General features: G+C 65.0%; 13 protein-coding genes and 1 pseudogene. 2 read left to right on the top strand and 12 right to left on the bottom strand.

Annotated elements, in window-relative coordinates:
* The first annotated feature begins 2 nt into the window (after positions 1 to 2).
* Positions 3 to 692 carry a DUF6118 family protein gene (locus J2X38_RS04025; RefSeq protein WP_310251560.1) on the top strand — a complete coding sequence of 230 codons (690 nt, stop codon included), beginning with the start codon at positions 3 to 5 and terminating at the stop codon, positions 690 to 692.
* Between the two features lie 47 nt (positions 693 to 739).
* Here J2X38_RS04025 and J2X38_RS04020 read toward each other — a convergent pair.
* Positions 740 to 916 (bottom strand): annotated as a pseudogene (locus tag J2X38_RS04020) (methylmalonate-semialdehyde dehydrogenase (CoA acylating)); the annotation flags it as partial.
* Between the two features lie 173 nt (positions 917 to 1,089).
* On the opposite strand from J2X38_RS04020, the gene J2X38_RS04015 reads away from it, so the two are divergent.
* Positions 1,090 to 1,866, top strand: a complete 777-nt coding sequence (locus J2X38_RS04015; RefSeq protein ID WP_310251558.1) for an avidin/streptavidin family protein — start codon at positions 1,090 to 1,092, stop codon at positions 1,864 to 1,866.
* 69 nt (positions 1,867 to 1,935) lie between these two features.
* Here J2X38_RS04015 and J2X38_RS04010 read toward each other — a convergent pair whose 3' ends face one another.
* The 11 genes from J2X38_RS04010 to J2X38_RS03960 form a co-directional block, all read right to left on the bottom strand.
* Complete coding sequence (locus tag J2X38_RS04010; protein WP_310251554.1) at positions 1,936 to 3,156, bottom strand: amidohydrolase family protein; 1,221 nt, start codon at positions 3,154 to 3,156, stop codon at positions 1,936 to 1,938.
* Positions 3,134 to 4,387, bottom strand: a complete 1,254-nt coding sequence (locus J2X38_RS04005) for a cytosine permease (RefSeq protein WP_310251553.1) — start codon at positions 4,385 to 4,387, stop codon at positions 3,134 to 3,136. Before J2X38_RS04005 ends, J2X38_RS04010 begins: the two co-directional genes overlap by 23 nt.
* Before the next feature lie 22 nt (positions 4,388 to 4,409).
* Complete coding sequence (locus tag J2X38_RS04000) at positions 4,410 to 6,089, bottom strand: hydantoinase B/oxoprolinase family protein (protein WP_310251551.1); 1,680 nt, start codon at positions 6,087 to 6,089, stop codon at positions 4,410 to 4,412.
* Positions 6,090 to 6,101: 12 nt separating this feature from the next.
* Positions 6,102 to 8,150, bottom strand: coding sequence for a hydantoinase/oxoprolinase family protein (locus J2X38_RS03995; RefSeq protein ID WP_310251549.1), 2,049 nt, complete (start codon positions 8,148 to 8,150; stop codon positions 6,102 to 6,104).
* 5 nt (positions 8,151 to 8,155) lie between these two features.
* The gene (locus J2X38_RS03990; protein WP_310251547.1) at positions 8,156 to 8,482 is read right to left on the bottom strand and encodes a cupin domain-containing protein; all 327 of its coding nucleotides are present in this window, start codon (positions 8,480 to 8,482) and stop codon (positions 8,156 to 8,158) included.
* Positions 8,483 to 8,495: 13 nt separating this feature from the next.
* Entirely contained in the window at positions 8,496 to 9,287 is a 792-nt protein-coding gene (locus J2X38_RS03985; RefSeq protein WP_310251545.1) for an aspartate/glutamate racemase family protein, read from the bottom strand.
* Positions 9,288 to 9,373: 86 nt separating this feature from the next.
* Positions 9,374 to 11,620, bottom strand: a complete 2,247-nt coding sequence (locus tag J2X38_RS03980; RefSeq protein ID WP_310251543.1) for a TonB-dependent receptor — start codon at positions 11,618 to 11,620, stop codon at positions 9,374 to 9,376.
* Positions 11,621 to 11,805: 185 nt separating this feature from the next.
* A complete protein-coding gene (locus J2X38_RS03975; protein WP_310251541.1) occupies positions 11,806 to 14,478 on the bottom strand; it encodes a LuxR C-terminal-related transcriptional regulator in 2,673 nt (890 codons plus the stop codon).
* A gap of 62 nt (positions 14,479 to 14,540) precedes the next feature.
* A complete protein-coding gene (locus tag J2X38_RS03970) occupies positions 14,541 to 15,842 on the bottom strand; it encodes an MFS transporter (protein ID WP_310251539.1) in 1,302 nt (433 codons plus the stop codon).
* Positions 15,839 to 16,801 (bottom strand): hypothetical protein, encoded by a 963-nt coding sequence (locus tag J2X38_RS03965; RefSeq protein WP_310251537.1) that lies wholly within the window; start codon positions 16,799 to 16,801, stop codon positions 15,839 to 15,841. Before J2X38_RS03965 ends, J2X38_RS03970 begins: the two co-directional genes overlap by 4 nt.
* Positions 16,798 to 18,087, bottom strand: a complete 1,290-nt coding sequence (locus tag J2X38_RS03960) for an FAD-dependent oxidoreductase (protein ID WP_310251535.1) — start codon at positions 18,085 to 18,087, stop codon at positions 16,798 to 16,800. The genes J2X38_RS03965 and J2X38_RS03960 overlap by 4 nt, the downstream gene beginning before the upstream one ends.
* Positions 18,088 to 18,090 lie beyond the last annotated feature (3 nt).

Here is an 18,090-nt window from a genome sequence, read left to right as displayed (position 1 = left end):
AAATGAGCGAGAGACGGGATGTTGTGAGTACCGACGCGGAGCCGAACGATGCAGCCACCGCGTTCGCGAAGTTGACCGGCGAGGTGGCGTTGCTGCGGCGCGCGGTCGAGCAATTGTCCAGCGAGAAGGCCGAGGTCGATGGTCCCGATTACAGTGTTACGCTTGGCGAGATGGCGCAGCGGCTCAGTGCGATCGAGGGCAAGTCTGCGATGACGATGACGCCGGAAGATTTTGCGGCGCGGATCGGCAAGGCGGCCAGGACATCGCGCCGTACCGACGCCGAGATGATCGACAAGGCGCGCAATGAGCATCGGCAGGCGGCCAATGAAATCCAGACGCTGGTCGGAACTATGCGTAGCCGGCAGGAGCAACGGCTGCATCTTCAGATTGCGATAGCCGGCGGCATTGTTGCGGGGTGCCTGATCTGGTCGATCCTGCCCGGCGTCATTCTTCGCGTCTTGCCGGCGAGTTGGCATATGCCCGAAAGCATGGCCGCGCATATCATCGGCGAGCCAACCTTGTGGGAAGCGGGCAGTCGCATGATGCAGGCCGGTGATCCCGGTTCATGGCGTTCGACCATCCTCGCGGTCGAGATGCGACGCGACAACCGAGAAGCTATTGACAAATGCGAACGGGCTGCCGCCAAAGCCAAAGGGATGGCGCGCTGCACGATCAGGATCGGCGAGAGATAAATCCGGTCAGAGTCGTTTCGAACAAGCATGGCCGAGAAGCATCGAGCCATAGTGGGAATCACGAAGGCACCTTCGTCGGTGGGCGCGCCATCAGGCCACCTTTGGGTTATCGTTTTCACCTTCGCATAAAAGCGTATCCCTTCGACACCATGCTCGTTCGTGTCGCCGAAGGCAGACCGCATCCACCCGCCAAAACTGTGATAAGCAACGGGGCCGGGACCGGGACAAATGCGACGAAACGGTAATTTCGCTCGCTCCGGTAGGCATCTACATGTTTAATCAGCCGGGGCGTCCATCAATCATCGAAGGAAAATTGAAGCACCCGCTGTCGCCGCGTGTGGTGCCGTGGTCCGGACGGACCGCCCCACCTCCGCGCCGTAGAACAAGGAGCAAGACCATGACACTCGCAGGTAAATGGCAGAATGAATATGGTTCGACGATGACTTTGGTTGTCACTGGCAATCGAGTGTCGGGCATTTATGCGTCGTCGACCGGATCAACAGGTGAATATTTCGTCACCGGCTGGCAATTTCCCGCCGAACCCACCGCCAGCGCCGGCCAGCCCGTCGCGCTCACCATCGAATGGCATTCGATTGTGCCTGGCACGGCCGACCCCAGCTGGCACTGGACGTCAGCGCTTGGCGGCCAGATCAGCGTGAACGGGGGAACCGAAACGCTGGTTCTGTCGCATTTGATGGTCGCATCCGACGATTTTCCGGGCGTGGCGACGGCGGGAACTTATGTCGACAAGCTCACCTATCATCGCGTGTCGGCCGAAGGCGGCGAAGCCCAAAGCGTCGCGCTGGAGGAAGGACCGGTGGAAGATTCTCTCGACGGGCAGTGGATCGCCGAGGACGGGAGCGAACTCTCGATCGAAGTCACCCCCGCCGCCGAGAACAGGTTCGGGGTGGTGAACGGCACATTGCGCAGCAGCCACGGCACCGATCCCGTCGTGGGCCTGACCGACATCAACGCGGCATCGGGGGGATTGGACCTGCAATCGGTCTCATTGTCCGTCTTCCGGCAGGACGGGTCGGCTCTCGTAGCCCTGGGAGGCATGCTCGATCTGGAAAGCGAGCAACTGAACCTCGAAACGCTGATCAACCGATCGACGGCGTCCGACGCGACCTATCTGCAGACCGAACTTGCACCAATGCGTTTCGCCAGGAACTGACGCCCTGCCCACCGGCCGGGGATGTCCCGGCCGGTGGGCAGAAGTTCCCGCACGTCATTTTCCTTGCCGCTAGACGACCTGTTTCCCGGCCTTCCATACCGAGTGGATCGCACGCGAATCCTCGCAAAGCAGGCTCAGATCGGCAAGCGGATCGCCATCTATCACCAGCATATCGGCATAGCTTCCCGGCGCGACGCAGCCGATTTCCCCTTCCATGCCCAGAATTTCGGCGTTCACGGCAGTCGCCGAGTGGAGAATCTGGAACGGGGTTTCCGCCTGCGCGCGCAAGCGGAATTCGTCGCGCTGGTGACGATGCATGGGACCGAGCAGGTCGGTGCCGAAACCGAGCTTGACCCCGGCAGCGCGGCAGAGCCGGATCGCTTCGATCCCCTTGCCTGCGACATCTTCGAGCTTGTCGAGAAGATGCTGCGGCGCGCCTTCCTCGACACCGCTGCGCCGGAAGGCTTCGTAGGTCGCCAGCGTCGGCACGACATAGGCGCCCGCATCGGCGACCACCTTTGCCGCGTCGGCGTCGATCAAATTGCCATGTTCGATCGTCCGCACGCCGAGCCGCACCGCGCGCGCGATCGTTTCGGCCGTATAGGCGTGCGCCGCGACATAGACCCGCCGGCGCCGCGCCTCGTCGACGACCGCCGCAATTTCCTCCTCGGAAAATTGCAGCATCCAGATCGGGTCGCTCGGCGAAGAAATTCCCCCCGACACGAAGATTTTGAGATGGTGCGCACCTTGCCGCAGCGCCTCGCGCGCGGCCTTGCGGATCGCATCGACGCCATCGACACGCTCCGCCAGAATGCCACGCCCGGCGCAGCCACACGGCGATTCATCCTCATAGGGCGCGCGTATGTCCCCGTGGCCACCCGACTGGCTGAACGCGCGTCCGCAATAGAAAAGGCGCGGCCCGGTGATCCAGCCCTCCTCCAGCGCGCGCCATAGGCCATAGTCACCCCCGCCTACATCGCGGACCGTCGTGAAGCCGCGCCGCAGCGCATCCTCCACCAGATGCCGTCCGCGCTGCGCGAGATAGGTCGGCGGCAGCTTTTCCAGCTTCACGAAATCCATGTCGGACGCATAGGCATGGAAATGGGCGTCGATCAGACCCGGAATGACCGTCCGCCCGGCCAGATCGACGCGTTGCTCGGCCTCCTCCCGATGATCGAGCGGCAGGATGCGCCGAACACGATCGCCTTCGACAAGGATCGCGGCGGGATCGCTCAAACGATCGTGGATGCCGTCGAATATCCGGACATTATGCAGCAAGGTTCGTGACATGGGCTTTCCTGACGAAATGAAGGGTGGCGACACCGGCCGCCGCGCCGATGAAGCCATCGAATGCGGAAAAGCCCGTCAGCCCGAGATCGAGCCATTCGGAACCGGCGCCGCACACGATACCGAAACACCATATGGCGAGGTTGGGGATATTCCAAGATGCCGAGGCGCCCTCCGCCAGCGCGGGGCGGGCGAGCCCGGCATCGATGAGCAGCGCGAGCGCCGGGGGGAAGACGAGGCCGAGAATGACGAGAAAGCCCACGAAAAAACTGTCGGCGCCCGCGAGTGCCATCGCCATCGCCGCGAGCATGATCGCGGCTGCGATCATCCCGAAAGACGCCGATCGCACCAGCGTCGAAACCGCAAGCGCCGACGAATAGAGGCACATGATTCCGTTCTGCAACAGGCCGACAGGCAGGATGAGCCCGACGAAGGCCGGCAGTCCCAGCGCCAGCAATATCGCATTGACCTCGTCATGACGGGTGGCCAGCGCCGCCGCCGCATAGGCGCCGAGCACAAGGCTGTAGACGAGCCCCAGCGCCAGAAATGTCGCGCCGACGGCTGCGCGCGACGTCCTCACAAAACGGCTGTAGTCGGGCATGATGAGGCAGCCGACGATATAACCGCCGACGATGGCCGAAATCCCCGTGCCGATCGATTTAGCCGGGCCGGGGAGCACCGCATGGCCCGCGGGAATCGGAAAGGTAAGACCGATCACCGCCAGCAGCAGCAAGGCGAGCAGCGGCAAAAACAGGATCGGCGCCCGGCCGATCCACGCAATGCCCGAAACGGAGACCGCGCAGATCAGCAGCGATGCAAGGACGATCCCGGGGACGCGTCCGATATCGAGGCCGAAGACCGACTGCGCGCCGTCGGCCATCAGAGCGCCGATGAAACCCAGTTCGACCGCGAGCCAGCCGAGCAGCGCGATCGCGATCGCCAGATTGAGCAGCAGCGCCCCCGATGCGCCGAAGGCCTGCTGCGCGAGCAGCGCCGCCGATCGCCGCGACCGGACGCCCGCATGTGCAGCGAGCGCGGCAAAGCATGCAGTGATCGCGCAGCCGACCAGGATCACCAGCAAAGCGCCGGAGAAGCCGTAATCGCTGCCGATCGATGCCCCGAGCATGATCACCGGCACGCCCATGACTGCGTTCGACACGATCATCGCGATCGTCCGCGCCGGACGGGTCGCGGCATGATCGGGAACCGGCTCGCGCGGATATTCGCTTGTCATGCCGCCGCCCCGCCCGTTCCGGTCAGCCCGCGCGTTCCAGCCCGTAGAGCTCTGCCGCCTGCTGGGGGGTCACGAAGCCGTTCCGGATATCGCGCAGAACCGCGGCGCGGTCGCGTTTGCGCGGGTCGCCGACGCCGCCTCCGGTCGCCGTATAGATGCGAATGATCTCGCCCTGCTTCGCGGGAACGGTCGTGCACATCGTATAATGATCGACGCTGCCGTCGAGCCGGTGGATTTCCGCGTGATTGGTCGAGCCTTCCTGCCCGCCGGCCATCGCCCACGGACGCACGACGCTGCGCGAAGCGGCATAGGTCAGAAAAGCTTCGTCGGCGACGACGCGATAGTCGAGCACCACGCCCTTGCCGCCGCGAAATTCGCCCGCGCCGCCCTCTTCGTCGTGAAAGGCATATTGATCGACTTCGAGCGCGTAGCGGCTTTCGAACAATTCGCAGGGAATATTGTAGGTCTCGCCATTCGCGCAGCAGAATTGGCCGCTGTCGCCGTCCTGGTCCTCCGACGCGCCCCAACCGCCGACCAGCGGTTCGCCCATGACGAACAGCTCGCCATTTTCGGGACGCAAGCCCGAGATAAAGGTCGCGCCGACGGTCCGCTGGTGCCCCGCGGGCAAGCGATGCGGCAGCACGGGCGCCAGCGCCTTCCAGAAGACGTCGATCGCCGCGATCAGCGGCTCATAATAGAGCGAGACGGGCGCGGGCGCGCTGGCGCTGATCAGCGTCCCCGGGGGGCAGACGATCCGGAGCGGCCGGAAGCAACCGCCGTTCGCCGGAATGTCCGGATTGGTGATCGCCTTGAACAGGCAGCGCGCGCCGGTGACGAGGCCGGTATAGGAGCAATTGATCGGTCCAGCCGTTTGCGGCGAGGTACCGCTATAGTCGACCACCATCTCGTTGCGGCTGATCGTCACCTTGACCTTGATCGTGAAGGGGCCGTTGCCGAGCCCGTCCTCCTCGACCACATCCTCGGCCTCGTAGACGCCCTCGGGCAGTTTCTCGAGTTCGGCGCGGGTCATTCGTTCGCCATAGTCGAGCAGTTCCTGCATCGCCTCGAGCAGCTGGTCCTTGCCGTAGCGCTCCACCAACTCCCCGATCCGGCGCGCGCCGACGCGCGCCGCGGCGACGCCGGCATGCATGTCGCCGATAGTCGAATCGGGCAGGCGGACATTGTCGCGGATCAGCTGCACGAGCGACCGGTTGATCTCTCCGCGATCATAGAGTTTGAGGAAGGTGAAGCGCAGCCCTTCCTGATAGATTTCGGTAGCGTTGGTCGAAACGCTGCCCGGCTGCGCGCCGCCGACTTCGGTCCAGTGCGCCTTGTTCACCGTCCACGCGATCAGTTCGTCATCCACAAAGACCGGGACCATGATGACCACGTCGGACAAATGGGTGCCGCCCCCTTCATAGGGGGTGTTGGTGATGAAGACGTCGCCGGGCCGGATCGACGCGGGGTCGGGATAATGGCCGAGCAGCGACACCACCGCGGTGTCGAGGGTCGCGAGGAAGGCGGTGACGCCATTGCCCTGCGCCAGCAGGTTGCCGGTCGCATCGGTCGCGCCGACCGCAAAATCGGTCGTCTCGTAGATGATCGGGCTCATGCTCGTGCGGATCATCGCGTTGAACATCTCGTCGCCCAGCGCGACGATCGCGTCCTTGATGATTTCGATCGTGAAGATGTCGTGCGCCATCGCGTCTTCCCCTCAGCCGTTCAGATGAATGTGATAATTGCCGAACCGGTCGATGCTGACCCGGTGCGGCGGCGGCACGACGCAGGTGACCGACGGCTCCTGAATGATCGCCGGGCCGTGGAACTCCATTCCCGGTTCGAGCAGCAGGCCATTGTAAATCTGCGCCTCATGGACGCCATGCTGGTCGAAATCGACACGGCGCGTGCCCATAAGGGCTTCGTTCAGGCTGCGTCCGGTCGGCACCTTCGCGGCCAGTTCGGGCTTGGCCACGGCGACCGTCGCGACCGAATGGAAGTTGACGATCTCGATCGCATTGTCGAGGCGATAGGTGAAACGCTTTTCGTACGCGGCATGGAAGGCCGCCGCGGTCGCATCGACATCGATCCCGCCGCCGGGCGCCGTCGCGGCCGCGATCTTCACCGTATGCTCCTGCCCGATATAGCGCATGTCGAGAAAGCGTTCGAAGCGGATATCGTCGCGCCCATAATCACCGCGCGCGGCCTCTTCCATCGCGGCGAAGGTCGCCGCGAGCACAGCCGCTTCCTCGTGCGAAAGCGCCGTCAGCCGGGTCTGCAAATAGTCGCGCCGCAGATCGGTGAGCAACATGCCCCAGGCCGAAAAGACCGACGAATTGACGGGGACGATGACGTGCGGAACGCGCAGTTCCTCGGCCAGCGCGACCGCGTGCATGGCACCGCCGCCGCCGAACGCCATCAGCGCAAAATCGCGCGGATCATAGCCCTTGTTCGTCGATACGAGCCGCAGCGCGCCGGTCATGTTCGCATTGGCGATGCGGACGATGCCGCGCGCCACCTCTTCCTGCGACAGGCCGAGCCGGTCCTGAAGCGGGGCGAAAGCGGCATCCACCGCCCGCCAATCGGGTTCGCGTTCGCCGCCCACGAAGCTTGCGGGGTCGATCCGGCCGAGCACGAGATTGGCATCGGTGGTCGTCGCATCGGTGCCGCCATGGCCATAGGCGGCAGGCCCCGGACGCGCGCCCGCCGATTTCGGCCCGACGTGCAGCTTGCCGCCTTCGTCGACCCACGCGATCGAGCCGCCGCCATTGCCGATTTCGACGATTTCCGACACGGCGGTCTGGATCGGATAGCCCGGTGTCTTGCTGTCGCGCTCGATATGATATTCGGTCGTCACCTTGACCTCGCCGTCCTCGACGAGCGTGCATTTCGCCGTCGTTCCGCCGATATCGAGGACGATCAGATTGGGTTCGCCGATCTCGCGGCCCATATAGGCGGCGGCGAAGATGCCGCTCGCCGGACCCGATTCGACCATCGCGATCGGGTTCGCCTTCGACGCCTCGGCCGTCGCGATGCCACCGTTCGACTGCATCATGTAGAGCGGGTGGGCATAGCCGCCGGCGGCCAGCCGCTCCTCGAGGCGATTGATGTAGCGCTCGGTGATCGGGTGCACATAGGCCGAGAGCACCGTCGTATTGGTGCGTTCATATTCGCGCCATTCGCGGCTGACCTCGTGCGAGGCGAGGACCGAAACCTCGGGCCACAGGCGGCGGATGGCGTCGACCACCGCAATCTCGTTCGCCGGTTCGACATAGGCGTGCAGAAAGGCAACCGCGATCGCCTCCACCCCGTCCTCGCGAAACCGCGCGATGATGTCGGCGAGCGGCGCAAGATCGACCGGCCGCTTGATCGCCCCGCGATAGGTCACCCGCTCGTCGAGTTCGGCCCGCAGATAACGCTCGACGAACGGCTTCGGCTTGCGGAAGTTGAAATTGAAGAGATCGGGACGATTACCGCGTGCAATCTCGATGACATCGCGAAACCCGCGCGTCGTGATCAGCGCGGTCTTGACGCCCTTGCGCTCGGTGAGCGCGTTGATCACCACCGTCGATCCATGGGCGAAAAAGTCCAGATCGGCGACGGACACGCCCGATTTGGCCAGCGCATCGAGAACGCCCTGTTCGAAATTCGGCGGCGTCGTGTCGGCCTTTGCCGTCATGACGGTTCCGCACGCACCGGTCGAAGGATCGACCGAATAATAGACCAGGTCGGTGAAAGTCCCTCCGACATCGCTCGAAGCCCGCACGATCGTTACTCCTGAATATCGTTGATGAGGAAATAGGCGACGCGGCCGGACGCGGTCGCCCGCGTCGCGTGCGGCTCGCCCGCCGGAATCACGACCAGATGGTCCTTCGCGACGGAAATGATGCCGTCCGGCGTCTCGACCTCGAACACCCCGTCGAGGATGAAGGAGATTTCGACGCCTTCATGCGCCGAATAGCCTTGCTCCGGATGCCGGATACCGGCGGGGAAGCTTGCCATGCCATAAAGGGCCGTGCTTTTTCCCGAACTGTGGCGCTGGCCCAACTCTTCGATACGGACGTTCGCATCGTCCCAATTGAGCGGTATGATCTCCACGGGAATATGCTCCTCAATAGCGCAGCTTGTTGCCGACCGGCGGGCCCGACGCGAAAATGCCGAAGCTTTCGATTTCGGCTTCGGACGGCGGCGCGCAGCTCCAGCGCCGGCTGGGCGACCAGTCGAAGCGACGGCGCAGTCCGCCCAGAAATTCGGCCATCTTGAAAGCCGCGAGGATCGGGTCGATCACCGGCACGCCGAGTTCGCGCTGGAGCGTCTCGTGCAGGCCGAACGAACATGTGCACCCGAGGATCAGCGCCTCCGCCTTGTCTTCTTCGATCGCGCGCCGGCCAGCCTCGAGCATCCGCTCGGCGGTCAGATCACAATCTTTCTGCAAATCCGCCGCGCCGATCCCGATCGCGCGCATCGACGCAAGATTATGGGCATAGCCATAGGCATCGACGCGCTCGCGCATCTGCACCGCCCATTTTTCCTGCCCGATGATGATCGAGAAGCGGTTGGCAAGGTTCGCGGCGATCTGCACCGACGCCTGACACGGCGCGACGACGACCGCGCCCCCCGAAATCTCGCGCGCATCCTCGAGCCCCGGATCGTAGAAGCAGCCGATCACCATCGCGTCATAGCCCTCGACATCGGCCATGCGCGCCAGCCGCACCATGTCGGCGACGATCAGCGCTTCATAGGTCCGGTATTCGAGGTGGTTCGGCAGCGCCGCCGTGCTGAGCGAAACGATATCGACGTCGGTATCGGGCGATTTGACCCCGCCCATCAGCTCGCCCATCGGCGCGTCATAGGACGACACGCCGACCGGATTCACCCAAAGCACTCTGGTCTTCTGCGACATGGCATCATTCTCCCTTCGCGCGGCGGAGGGTCCGCGCGCGTCATCAACCGGAACGGTGGGAAGGCCTGCGGCCTCCCCCCGCCGCTTCAGAACTTCATCGAAAAATCGAGCGACCAGGTACGCGACAGCGCCGGCTGGACGAAGCCGCCCAGCACCCATTCGGCGTTATATTTCTTGTCGAACAGATTATCGATCGACCCGACCAGCGACCAGCGCCCGTCGGGCTGCTCGATCCCGAAGCGCAGGTTCACCAGTTCGAAGCCGTCGCGCGCGGTCGAATTTTCCGGATCCCAATATTGCTTGCCGCGATGCTCGACGTCGGCGCGGCTGAACAGGCCGATGTCTTCGGCGATCGCGGTGCGATATTGCAGGCCGAGCGCCCAGGTATCGCGGGGCACATAGGGCGTCCAATTGCCGGTCAGCGCCGGATCGACCGCATATTCCTTGATCCGGCTGTGCGTGTAGCCATAGTTGGCGAACGCATCGAGACCGTCGGCGAGCCGTGCCTGCGCCTCCAGCTCGAAGCCGGTCGAACGCACGCGGTCGATGTTGACGAGAACCTGTGCACCGATCGATCCGATGAAGACGAAATAGAGCGGATTCTCGTCCTTCGTCGTATAGAATGTGCCGTTCAGCCGCAGGCGGCGGTCGAACAGGTCGCTCTTGAAGCCCAGCTCGAACGTCTCGGCCTCTTCCTGCTTTACGACGTCGGACACGCCGTTCACCCCGGCGGCGGCCGCGGCGGCGGCAACCCCGCTCTGGTTGAACTGCCCCGAACGGAAGCCCACGCCCCACGAGCCGAACAGGTTCAGATTGTCCATCGCCTGATACTTGACCGAAAGCTTGGGCTGGAACAGGTCATAGCTGTTGCGCTTGATGCAATTGTCGGGCGCGGCGACCGTGCATCCGACCGGAAGCGATCCCGTCTGGTCGGGACGGACGGCCTGGCGCCGGCGGTCCTTGTCGTAGCGGCCGGCAAGCGAAAGCTCCAGCCGGTCGGTGACGTCATAGGCGATATTGCCGAAGACCGCCCACGCGCGATTGCGATTGTCGTCGGCCAGGAAGGACAGCGTGGGATTGGCCGGATTGGCGAATTGCGGGTTCCGGCGGACATCGACGACGCCCTGCAGATTGTCGTCGCCCGTCGTCGTCGAGATGAAGCGCTTCGTATCGAGATAATAGGCGCCCACCATCCAGCGGAACGGCTGGTTCGACGGCGAGGTGATCCGCAGTTCGTTCGACCACGCCCGGACATCCTCGAACTGCGTCTGCGTTCCGTCGGTGCCGAAGACATCGACGCTCGCCGTATAGGGGAATTGGTCGCCCTCGATATATTCCTTCACCCGGTCATAAGCGGCAACATTGGTGATCGTCGCGAAACCGGCGTCATATTCGAGCTTCAGCGAAACCTGCGCGGTCTTGCGAAGATTATATCCCAAATTGGTCGCGCAATAGCGTCGCGTCACGCGGTTGGCGTCCGGCGCCGGTCCGCCGAAGGGATTGGCGGCGTCGAGAAAGCAGGGCCGCGCCGGGTCGAAATTGGCCGACTGATACTGGAAGTTGCCGCCGCCGCCTTCGGTCCGGCCATATTGCGCCTTGAGGTCGGCGGTGAAATTCGGGGCGAGTTCGGCGAACAGCTGTCCGCGCAGATTCAGATCCTCGACGCCATCGACCTTCTTGCCGAGATAGGCGTTGCGGAAATAGCCATCGAGGTTGCGATAGCTGCCCGCGACGCGAAAGCGCAGCGCGTCGCCGGCAAGCGGTCCAGAAACCGAACCGCGCGCACGGTAATCCTCGCCCCGGCCGTAACCGAGCGCCAGCGAACCTTCGAACGTCTCGCTCGGCTTTTTCGTGGTGATGACGATCGCGCCGCCGATCGCATTGCGGCCATAGAGCGCGCCCTGCGGTCCGCGCAGCACCTCGATCCGTTCGAGGTCGAACAATTCCTGGGTCAGCTGGCGCGATGTGACCTGCTGGACGCCGTCGATGACGACCGCGACTGGGCTTTCGCCGTTGCGGACCTGAGAAACGCCGCGCACGGTAATGAAGGAAACCCCGGCGCTCTGCGACTGGTTGATCGAAATATTCGGCGTCGCCGAAAGAAAGTCGCCGACGCCCTCGATCTTGCGATCGGCGATCGACTGGGCCGAGAATGCCGTCACGGCGACCGGCACATCTTGAAGATTTTCGCCGCGGCCGCGTGCGGTCACGACAATTTCCTCGACCCCGGTGCTATCGTCCTTCGGCGCATCCTGCGCGAAAGACGGCGCCGCGGAAACCAGACCGGCCACCGCAATCCCGAGCTTCAGACCTGCCTTGTATGAAACGCCCATATATCCTCCCCATGCTCCGGCCCGGCCTTCCTTTGCGGAAGGGCTCTTTCGGCTCGATTGACGTCGGTTCGGGAGCTGTCATCGGGGGATCGCCGCCCGCCGGCAACCGCGCCAAAGCATAGCGGGAGCGCCCATATGGGTAGGCGCGCGGCCGGCCGGGCCGAAAACCTGCCCTTTCGGGTAGGTCAAACCAGTCCGAGCTGATTGGCGCGGGCGACGGCTTCAGTACGCCTTTCGGCGCCCAGCTTGGCGAAGATATTCTTGAGGTGGAATTTCACCGTATGCTCGGTCATGTCGAGTAGCCGTGCGATCTCTTTGTTCGACCGGCCGTTCGCAAGCTCCTCCAGCACCTCGCGCTCGCGCGCGCTAAGGCCTGCGGCGCCGTCCTGATCGCCGCCCCGCTTCGACAGGCGGGCGATGACGAGGCCGGCGAAATCGACGATCAGAATATCGATATAGGCACCCTGCGCCTGACGGCTGACGGCCCGGAGCAGGGGCACCAGCCCGCGCTGACCCAGAAACGGGCCGATGATCCGTTCCGCCGCGGCCATGGTCAGCGCCTCGATCAGGTCGTCGACCGCCCGCGCCCGGTCGCCCGACAGATCGAGCAGCAACGCCCGCGCCACAAGGATGCGGATGGCATAGAGGTTGGCCCCGAAGCCGCGCGCGCATTCGAGCCCTTCGTTCAGCGCCTCGATCGCCCGCGAGCGATCGATCGCGGCATAATAGCTCGCGAGCGCCAGCCGGCTCTCGACGAAGGGAAACCACCAGAAGGGTTCGTCCTTCCAGATGTTCGGCGGCAGCTGCTGCCGCAGCGTCATCGCGGTCGAACCGCGATCGTCGCATCCCGCGGTCGCGACCCGAAGCGCGTCGACGATCCGCGAAAGGCGGTGCAGGCCACGCCGTTCCGCAATCCTCTGTCCGCGCCGGATGGCCTGTTCGGGCTGCCCTTGCTGGATCGCCTCGACGGTCAATCCCGCCGCATAAATATCGAGCCAGCCGTCATAAAGTTCGACCTGATCGAGATCCGCCGCCGCCTGAACCCCGGCATAGTCCGCAGGCTCGCCGGTCCAGTGCCGCAGGCAGCCGGTGAGCAGGCGCGAAAGCGCCCGCAGCCCCGGGTCGAACGCGAAATTCTCTTCGGCCATGCGGCGGGCCACGCCGAAATGCGCTTCGGCGGCCTTGAGACGCCCCTGATATATCGCCGCCAGCCCCGCATGGAGGTAGCAATAATTCAATCCCAGCACCGTGCGCGCCTCGCGCATCGCGCGCATCGTCATCTGGGCGCGGTGATCGGCCGCGGCGAAGCGGCCCACGGCGAGTTCATAGACGATCAGCTGGCACGACAGGATCGAACGCGTCAGCGGATCGTCGGCCGGAAGATCGGCCAGATGCCCTTCCAGCCGGGCTACATCGGCCGGGCCAACCGGTATATCCTCATAGACGAGGATAAGCGCCCCCACATTGCGAAGATCGCGCCGGAGCGGCGCGGCTTCGGCGGCGGCATCGCCGCTGTTTTCGGCGGCATCGAACAGCGCCCGCGCTTCGGCCAGCAGCCCGTCCTTTACCGCGAGATAGGCCTTCGCCAGCAGAATGCGGGGATAGGCCTGCGCAATGTCGTCGGGAATCTGCTGAAGGAGTCCGCGCAAATAGCCGATCCCGCCGAACAGGATCAGTTTCCAGCCACCCGCTTTTTCGACCAGCGAAGCGCAGCGATCGAGATCGCCCGCCTCGCGCGCGTGGCGCACCGCCTCGGCCATATAGCCATTGGCCTCGAACCAGCCCGATGCCCGGCGATGGACCCCCGCGACGGCATCTTCGCCGTGACGGCGACGCAATTCGATCTGCAGAAACTCGGCGAAAAGATGATGGTAGCGATAGGTCGCCTCCTGCCCTTCCGCGCGAACGACCAGCGCGTTCAGCGGTTCGAGCCGGTCGATCATTTCGTCGGCGGCATGGCGTTCGACGACGGCGGCCGCGAGGGACGCGTCGAAGCGCTCCAGCGGCGCCGTGAAGCAGAGGAATTCCTGCAGCTCCTCCGGAAGGCCGCTGACGATCTGTTCGGCGAGATAGGTCGCGATATGGCCGCTGTCGCCGCGGAAATGTCTGATATGCGCCGTCGTCGGCGCATCGGCCACGACCAGCCGCGCAAGCTGGACCGCGACCGGCCAGCCTTCGGTCCGGTCGTGAAGCAGCGCGATGGCATCATCGTCGATATCGTCGGGAAACATGCCGGCGAGTTCGTCCCTGGTGAAGCGCAGCGCGTCGCTCCCGATTTCGTCCGCCCTCCCCGCCGCAAGCAGCGCGCCGATGTCGAACGGCAACGTACCCCGGGTGGCCGCGACCATGGTCAGATTGTCCGGCGCGGCATCGAGCAGACTGCGCAGCAACGCATCGACGCGGGGCGAATTGACGCGGTGATAATCGTCGAGCACCAGAATGACGGGCACCGATTCGGCGCGGACCGCGTCCAGCAGCGCCGCGAGCGCGGAGGATATGCCGCCCGCGAAAAATCCCTCTTCGGCGCCGGCTTCGAGACCCTGCGACGCGATCCCGGCGCTCGACAGCGACGCGATGAGATAGGACAGGAACTGGGCCGGTTCGCGATCGGCTTCGTCGAGCGAAAGCCATGCGATCCGCGCCCCTTCGGCATGGCGGTGCCGGCACCATTCGGCGACGGTCGTCGATTTCGCATAGCCCGCCGGACCGGCCACGACGCCAAGGTCGAGATCCAGCCACCGGTCCATCTTCTCGACCAGCCGCGGACGCCCGATCAGGCGGACATTGTTGCGCGGCATTTCCAGCTTGGACTGCAAGATCCAGCGCCGCGGAAGATCCTTTTTGCCCGATTCGTCCATTTCCAACTCTTCCATCTCTTCGCGGTGCGGCGGAATACGCTCCCGGAAAGAGCCCGCCCCTGTCAATGGTCGAGAGCCGGTCGCGCCGCCAGCGCGCGGCGCGAAACGAGGAAGAGCGACAGCGAGCACAGCGCAGCCGGCGCGACGACCAGCGCGATGGCGAGCCCGACGGCATCGGGCCGGCCGAAACCGAATTCGGTGACCGAGGCGACAACCGTCGGCCCGACCCCCAGTCCCAGCAGCGTGTTGCAGAAGGCGACGAACGACATGGCGATGCCGCGCATCTCGTTCGGCATGACATGCTGCAGCGCGGCGATCCCGCCGATCGCGCCGATCGACGAAGCCAGCGTCCAGAGCCCGAGGCCAAGTAGCACGACCCACGGGTACGGGCCGGCGACCATCAGCGCCGCGACCGCCCCCACGACCGCGGCGACCGCCGCGACCGAAAAGCGCGCCGCCTCGCCATGGCGGCGCGCCGCCGCGTCCGAAAGAATGCCGCCGAGCACCGCACCCGCGATGCCTGTCACGGTGGTGATGATCGAAAAATAGCCGCCCATCTGATCGGGACTCCAGCCGAATTTTCGCGACAGCGTCGACGGCACCCAGCTGTAGAGTCCATAGTCACCGACCGACAGCAGCGCGACCGCGATCAGCAGCGAAAACAGCAACAGCCGCTGCGCGCTCACATGCGCCACCACCTTGGCGAGGCTCGCTTCGCTTTCGCGCTCGCGGCGCGGCGGTTCGCGGACGGTCAGGACCAGGAGCGGGATGAGCAACCCCGCCGCACCGACCATGACGAGGACGATGCGCCAGTCGGCAAGCCCCGCGAACAGGGACCAATGGGCAAGGTCGCCGTGCTGCGCCGACGCCAGAAGGAAACCCCCGACCCCGACCGCGCCCGGACCGCCCACGACCATGCCCATCATGAAGATGCCGAGCGCCGTGCCGCGCTGATGCGGAGGAAAGGAATCGGAGATGATCGAGGCGGCCGCCGGCGCGAGCGCGGCCTCACCGATCCCGACGAGGATGCGCGCGGCGAAAAGGAACCAGAAGCCGGGCGCAAGACCGCACAGCAAGGTGCCCGTCGTCCATATGATCGACCCGGCGATGATCAGCGTGCGCCGCGTCTTGCGGTCGGCCATCATGCCGAGCGGCAATCCCGCAAAGACATAGACGATCGCGAAAGCCGCTCCCTGCAACAGGCTGAGCTGCGCGTCGCCGATACCTAGATCGCGTTGGAGGGGGGCAACCAATACGCTGAGGATCATCCGGTCGACGTATGAGACAAAGCCGGCAAGGCAAAAAATGGCGACCATCCACCACGCCTGAAGCCTCGCGGGATAGCCGCCCGAAGCCCCGTTCATGCCGCACCCCCGGCGCTACGCTGGAACAGGTTTTGCGGCTCCTCGGCCTTGCCGACGAAATAGCGGGCTGCGGCGATGTCCGACAGGCCCGTGCCCACCGTTTTGAAGATGGTGATGTCGGTGGGCGAAGTCCGCACCCGCGCATGACCGCGCACGAGGTCGGCAAGTTCGGGCACAGGATCGGATATCCACCCCAATCGATGCGGCACGAGCAGGTCTCCGCTTTCTTTGAGCGCCGTCGGGGTGTCGATGACGAGGCGACCGGTCCGGAACAGCGCCTCATCGGCCTCGCGCATCTCGGGAGCGAAGCTACCCACGAGATCGAGATGCGTGCCGGGCAAGACCCAGTCGGCCATGATCAGCGGCGCATCGCTCAGCGTCGCACAGGAAATAATGTCCGCGGCGGCTGCGGCGTCGGGCAGGCTAGTGGCGACCGCGACCTCGCAGCCCTGATCGGACAGCGCATCGACGACCGCCTGCGCCTTGGCCGGGCTGCGCCCCCAGACGAGGATGCGCGAAAGCCCGCGCACCGCGGCATGCGCGCGGGCGAGATGCGGGGCGAGAGCGCCGGTTCCGACGAGCAGCAGGGTTTGGGAGTCCGGCCGCGACAGAAGCCGTGCGGCGAGCGCCGAAACCGCAGCGGTGCGCAGCGCGGTCAACGCTCTCGCTTCGAGGATCGCCGAAACCGATCCGGTCTGTCCGTCGAGCAAGACATAGACGCCATCGATCGTCGGCAGTCCGAGGGCGCCATTGTCAGGCATCACCGTCGCGACCTTGACCCCGATCGCCTCGCGTCCCTGCCACGACGGCATGACGAGCAATTTGGCATCGCCGCCGGGCAGGTCGCAATGCATGCGATCGGGACTCGCGAAGGCGGCGCCGAACGCCGCGGCCAGACAATCGACCAGTTCGCCGGGCTGCGATGCCGCATAGATATCGGCGTTCGTCAGAATTCTCATGCCGCGCGCTCCCGCATGATGCCCGCCGCATCGCGCGATACGCCGAAACGCTCGAGCGAAAAGGATTCGATATTGTGCGGCATGGATCCTCGAATGATATCGCGAACATATTCGGCGGTGACGGCCGCCTGGGTGAGGCCGAGATGCTGGTGTCCGAAGGCGTAGAGAATTTGGCCGGCACCGCGCACCGCACCGATTGCGGGCAGGGAATCGGCGAAGGATGGCCTGGAACCGACCCAGCGCGACTGGCCATTCAGATCGAGCCCCGGGAAATAGCGCGCAGCAAGTGCCGGCAGATTGTCGGCGCGGCGCCAGTCGGCGGGGGCATCGGGCGGGGCAAGCTCGACCGTGCCGGCAAGGCGCAGCCCTCCCTCCATCGGCGTCGCCAGAAAGGATTCGGCGTGAAACGACACCGGGCGGCCAAGCAGGCCGGCCATCGCCGGAAGCATGAGATGATAGCCGCGCTCCGCCCGCAGTGGCGCGCGCAGACCGAAGGGCGCGACGAAACGAGGGGACCAGAAGCCCGCGGCGACAAGCAGGTTTCGCGCCCGGAGCGATTGCCCGTCGGCGATCACCCTCACGCCGTCGGCTTCGATGGCGACGGCCTCGACATTCAGCCGCGCGACCTGTCCCCCGCCAGCGACGAAGCGATCGAGCAGCGCCCGCGACAGGAGTAGAGGGTCGGTAACCTGCGCGACGCCGCTGTGGAACGCCGCGCCCGCGACCCTGTCGCCAAGCGCGGGCTCAAGCTCAAAGACTTCGCCGGGGCCGAGGATATCAACCGGAACGCCCTCCGCGCGCAATTGCGCCGCACCGGCGCGCAGCCCGCCGAGCGAAACGCCGCTGGCGACGATGTCGAGCATGCCGCGTTCGATCAGAAAACGCGATGCCATCGACCCGCCGAGCAGGCGTTTCCAGGCGGCGAGCGCGTCGCCGTTGAGCCGTTTGAGCGCATCGATCGAACGACGGCGACGGCCCGGCAGCGCGTTCAGCGCGAACTGGCCGAGCCAAGGCGTATAGGCAGCGACATGGCGCCACGGCAGCGACAGCGGTGCCATCTCGTCAAGCAGCATCCGCGGCGCGCTCATGATATGCGAGACGCTGGAAAGTGGCAGTATGAACGAGGTAGCGACAACCCCGGCATTGCCGGCCGAACAGCCCGTGCCGGGTTCGTCCCGGTCGATCAGCAGAACCGAAAAGCCGGCATCGCGCAGGCAGACGGCCGACGCGATGCCGATCACGCCGCCGCCGACGATCGCGACGTCCACCGCTTTCCGCCCGGTCACGCG

This window comes from Sphingopyxis sp. BE235 (assembly GCF_031457175.1).
Classification (GTDB): Bacteria; Pseudomonadota; Alphaproteobacteria; order Sphingomonadales; family Sphingomonadaceae; genus Sphingopyxis.
Note: the sequence above shows the minus strand (reverse complement) of the source record. Positions and strands in the feature narration are given on the sequence as shown.

Excerpts from the sequence above, each read along its gene's own strand:
- J2X38_RS03975 (WP_310251541.1), bottom strand. The coding sequence starts at position 14,478 with ATGGACGAATCGGGCAAAAAGGATCTTCCGCGGCGCTGGATCTTGCAG.
- J2X38_RS04015 (WP_310251558.1), top strand. The coding sequence starts at position 1,090 with ATGACACTCGCAGGTAAATGGCAGAATGAATATGGTTCGACGATGACT.
- J2X38_RS04010 (WP_310251554.1), bottom strand. The coding sequence starts at position 3,156 with ATGTCACGAACCTTGCTGCATAATGTCCGGATATTCGACGGCATCCAC.
- J2X38_RS03965 (WP_310251537.1), bottom strand. The coding sequence starts at position 16,801 with ATGAGAATTCTGACGAACGCCGATATCTATGCGGCATCGCAGCCCGGC.
- J2X38_RS04005 (WP_310251553.1), bottom strand. The coding sequence starts at position 4,387 with ATGACAAGCGAATATCCGCGCGAGCCGGTTCCCGATCATGCCGCGACC.
- J2X38_RS03985 (WP_310251545.1), bottom strand. The coding sequence starts at position 9,287 with ATGTCGCAGAAGACCAGAGTGCTTTGGGTGAATCCGGTCGGCGTGTCG.
- J2X38_RS03970 (WP_310251539.1), bottom strand. The coding sequence starts at position 15,842 with ATGAACGGGGCTTCGGGCGGCTATCCCGCGAGGCTTCAGGCGTGGTGG.
- J2X38_RS03980 (WP_310251543.1), bottom strand. The coding sequence starts at position 11,620 with ATGGGCGTTTCATACAAGGCAGGTCTGAAGCTCGGGATTGCGGTGGCC.
- J2X38_RS04025 (WP_310251560.1), top strand. The coding sequence starts at position 3 with ATGAGCGAGAGACGGGATGTTGTGAGTACCGACGCGGAGCCGAACGAT.
- J2X38_RS04000 (WP_310251551.1), bottom strand. The coding sequence starts at position 6,089 with ATGGCGCACGACATCTTCACGATCGAAATCATCAAGGACGCGATCGTC.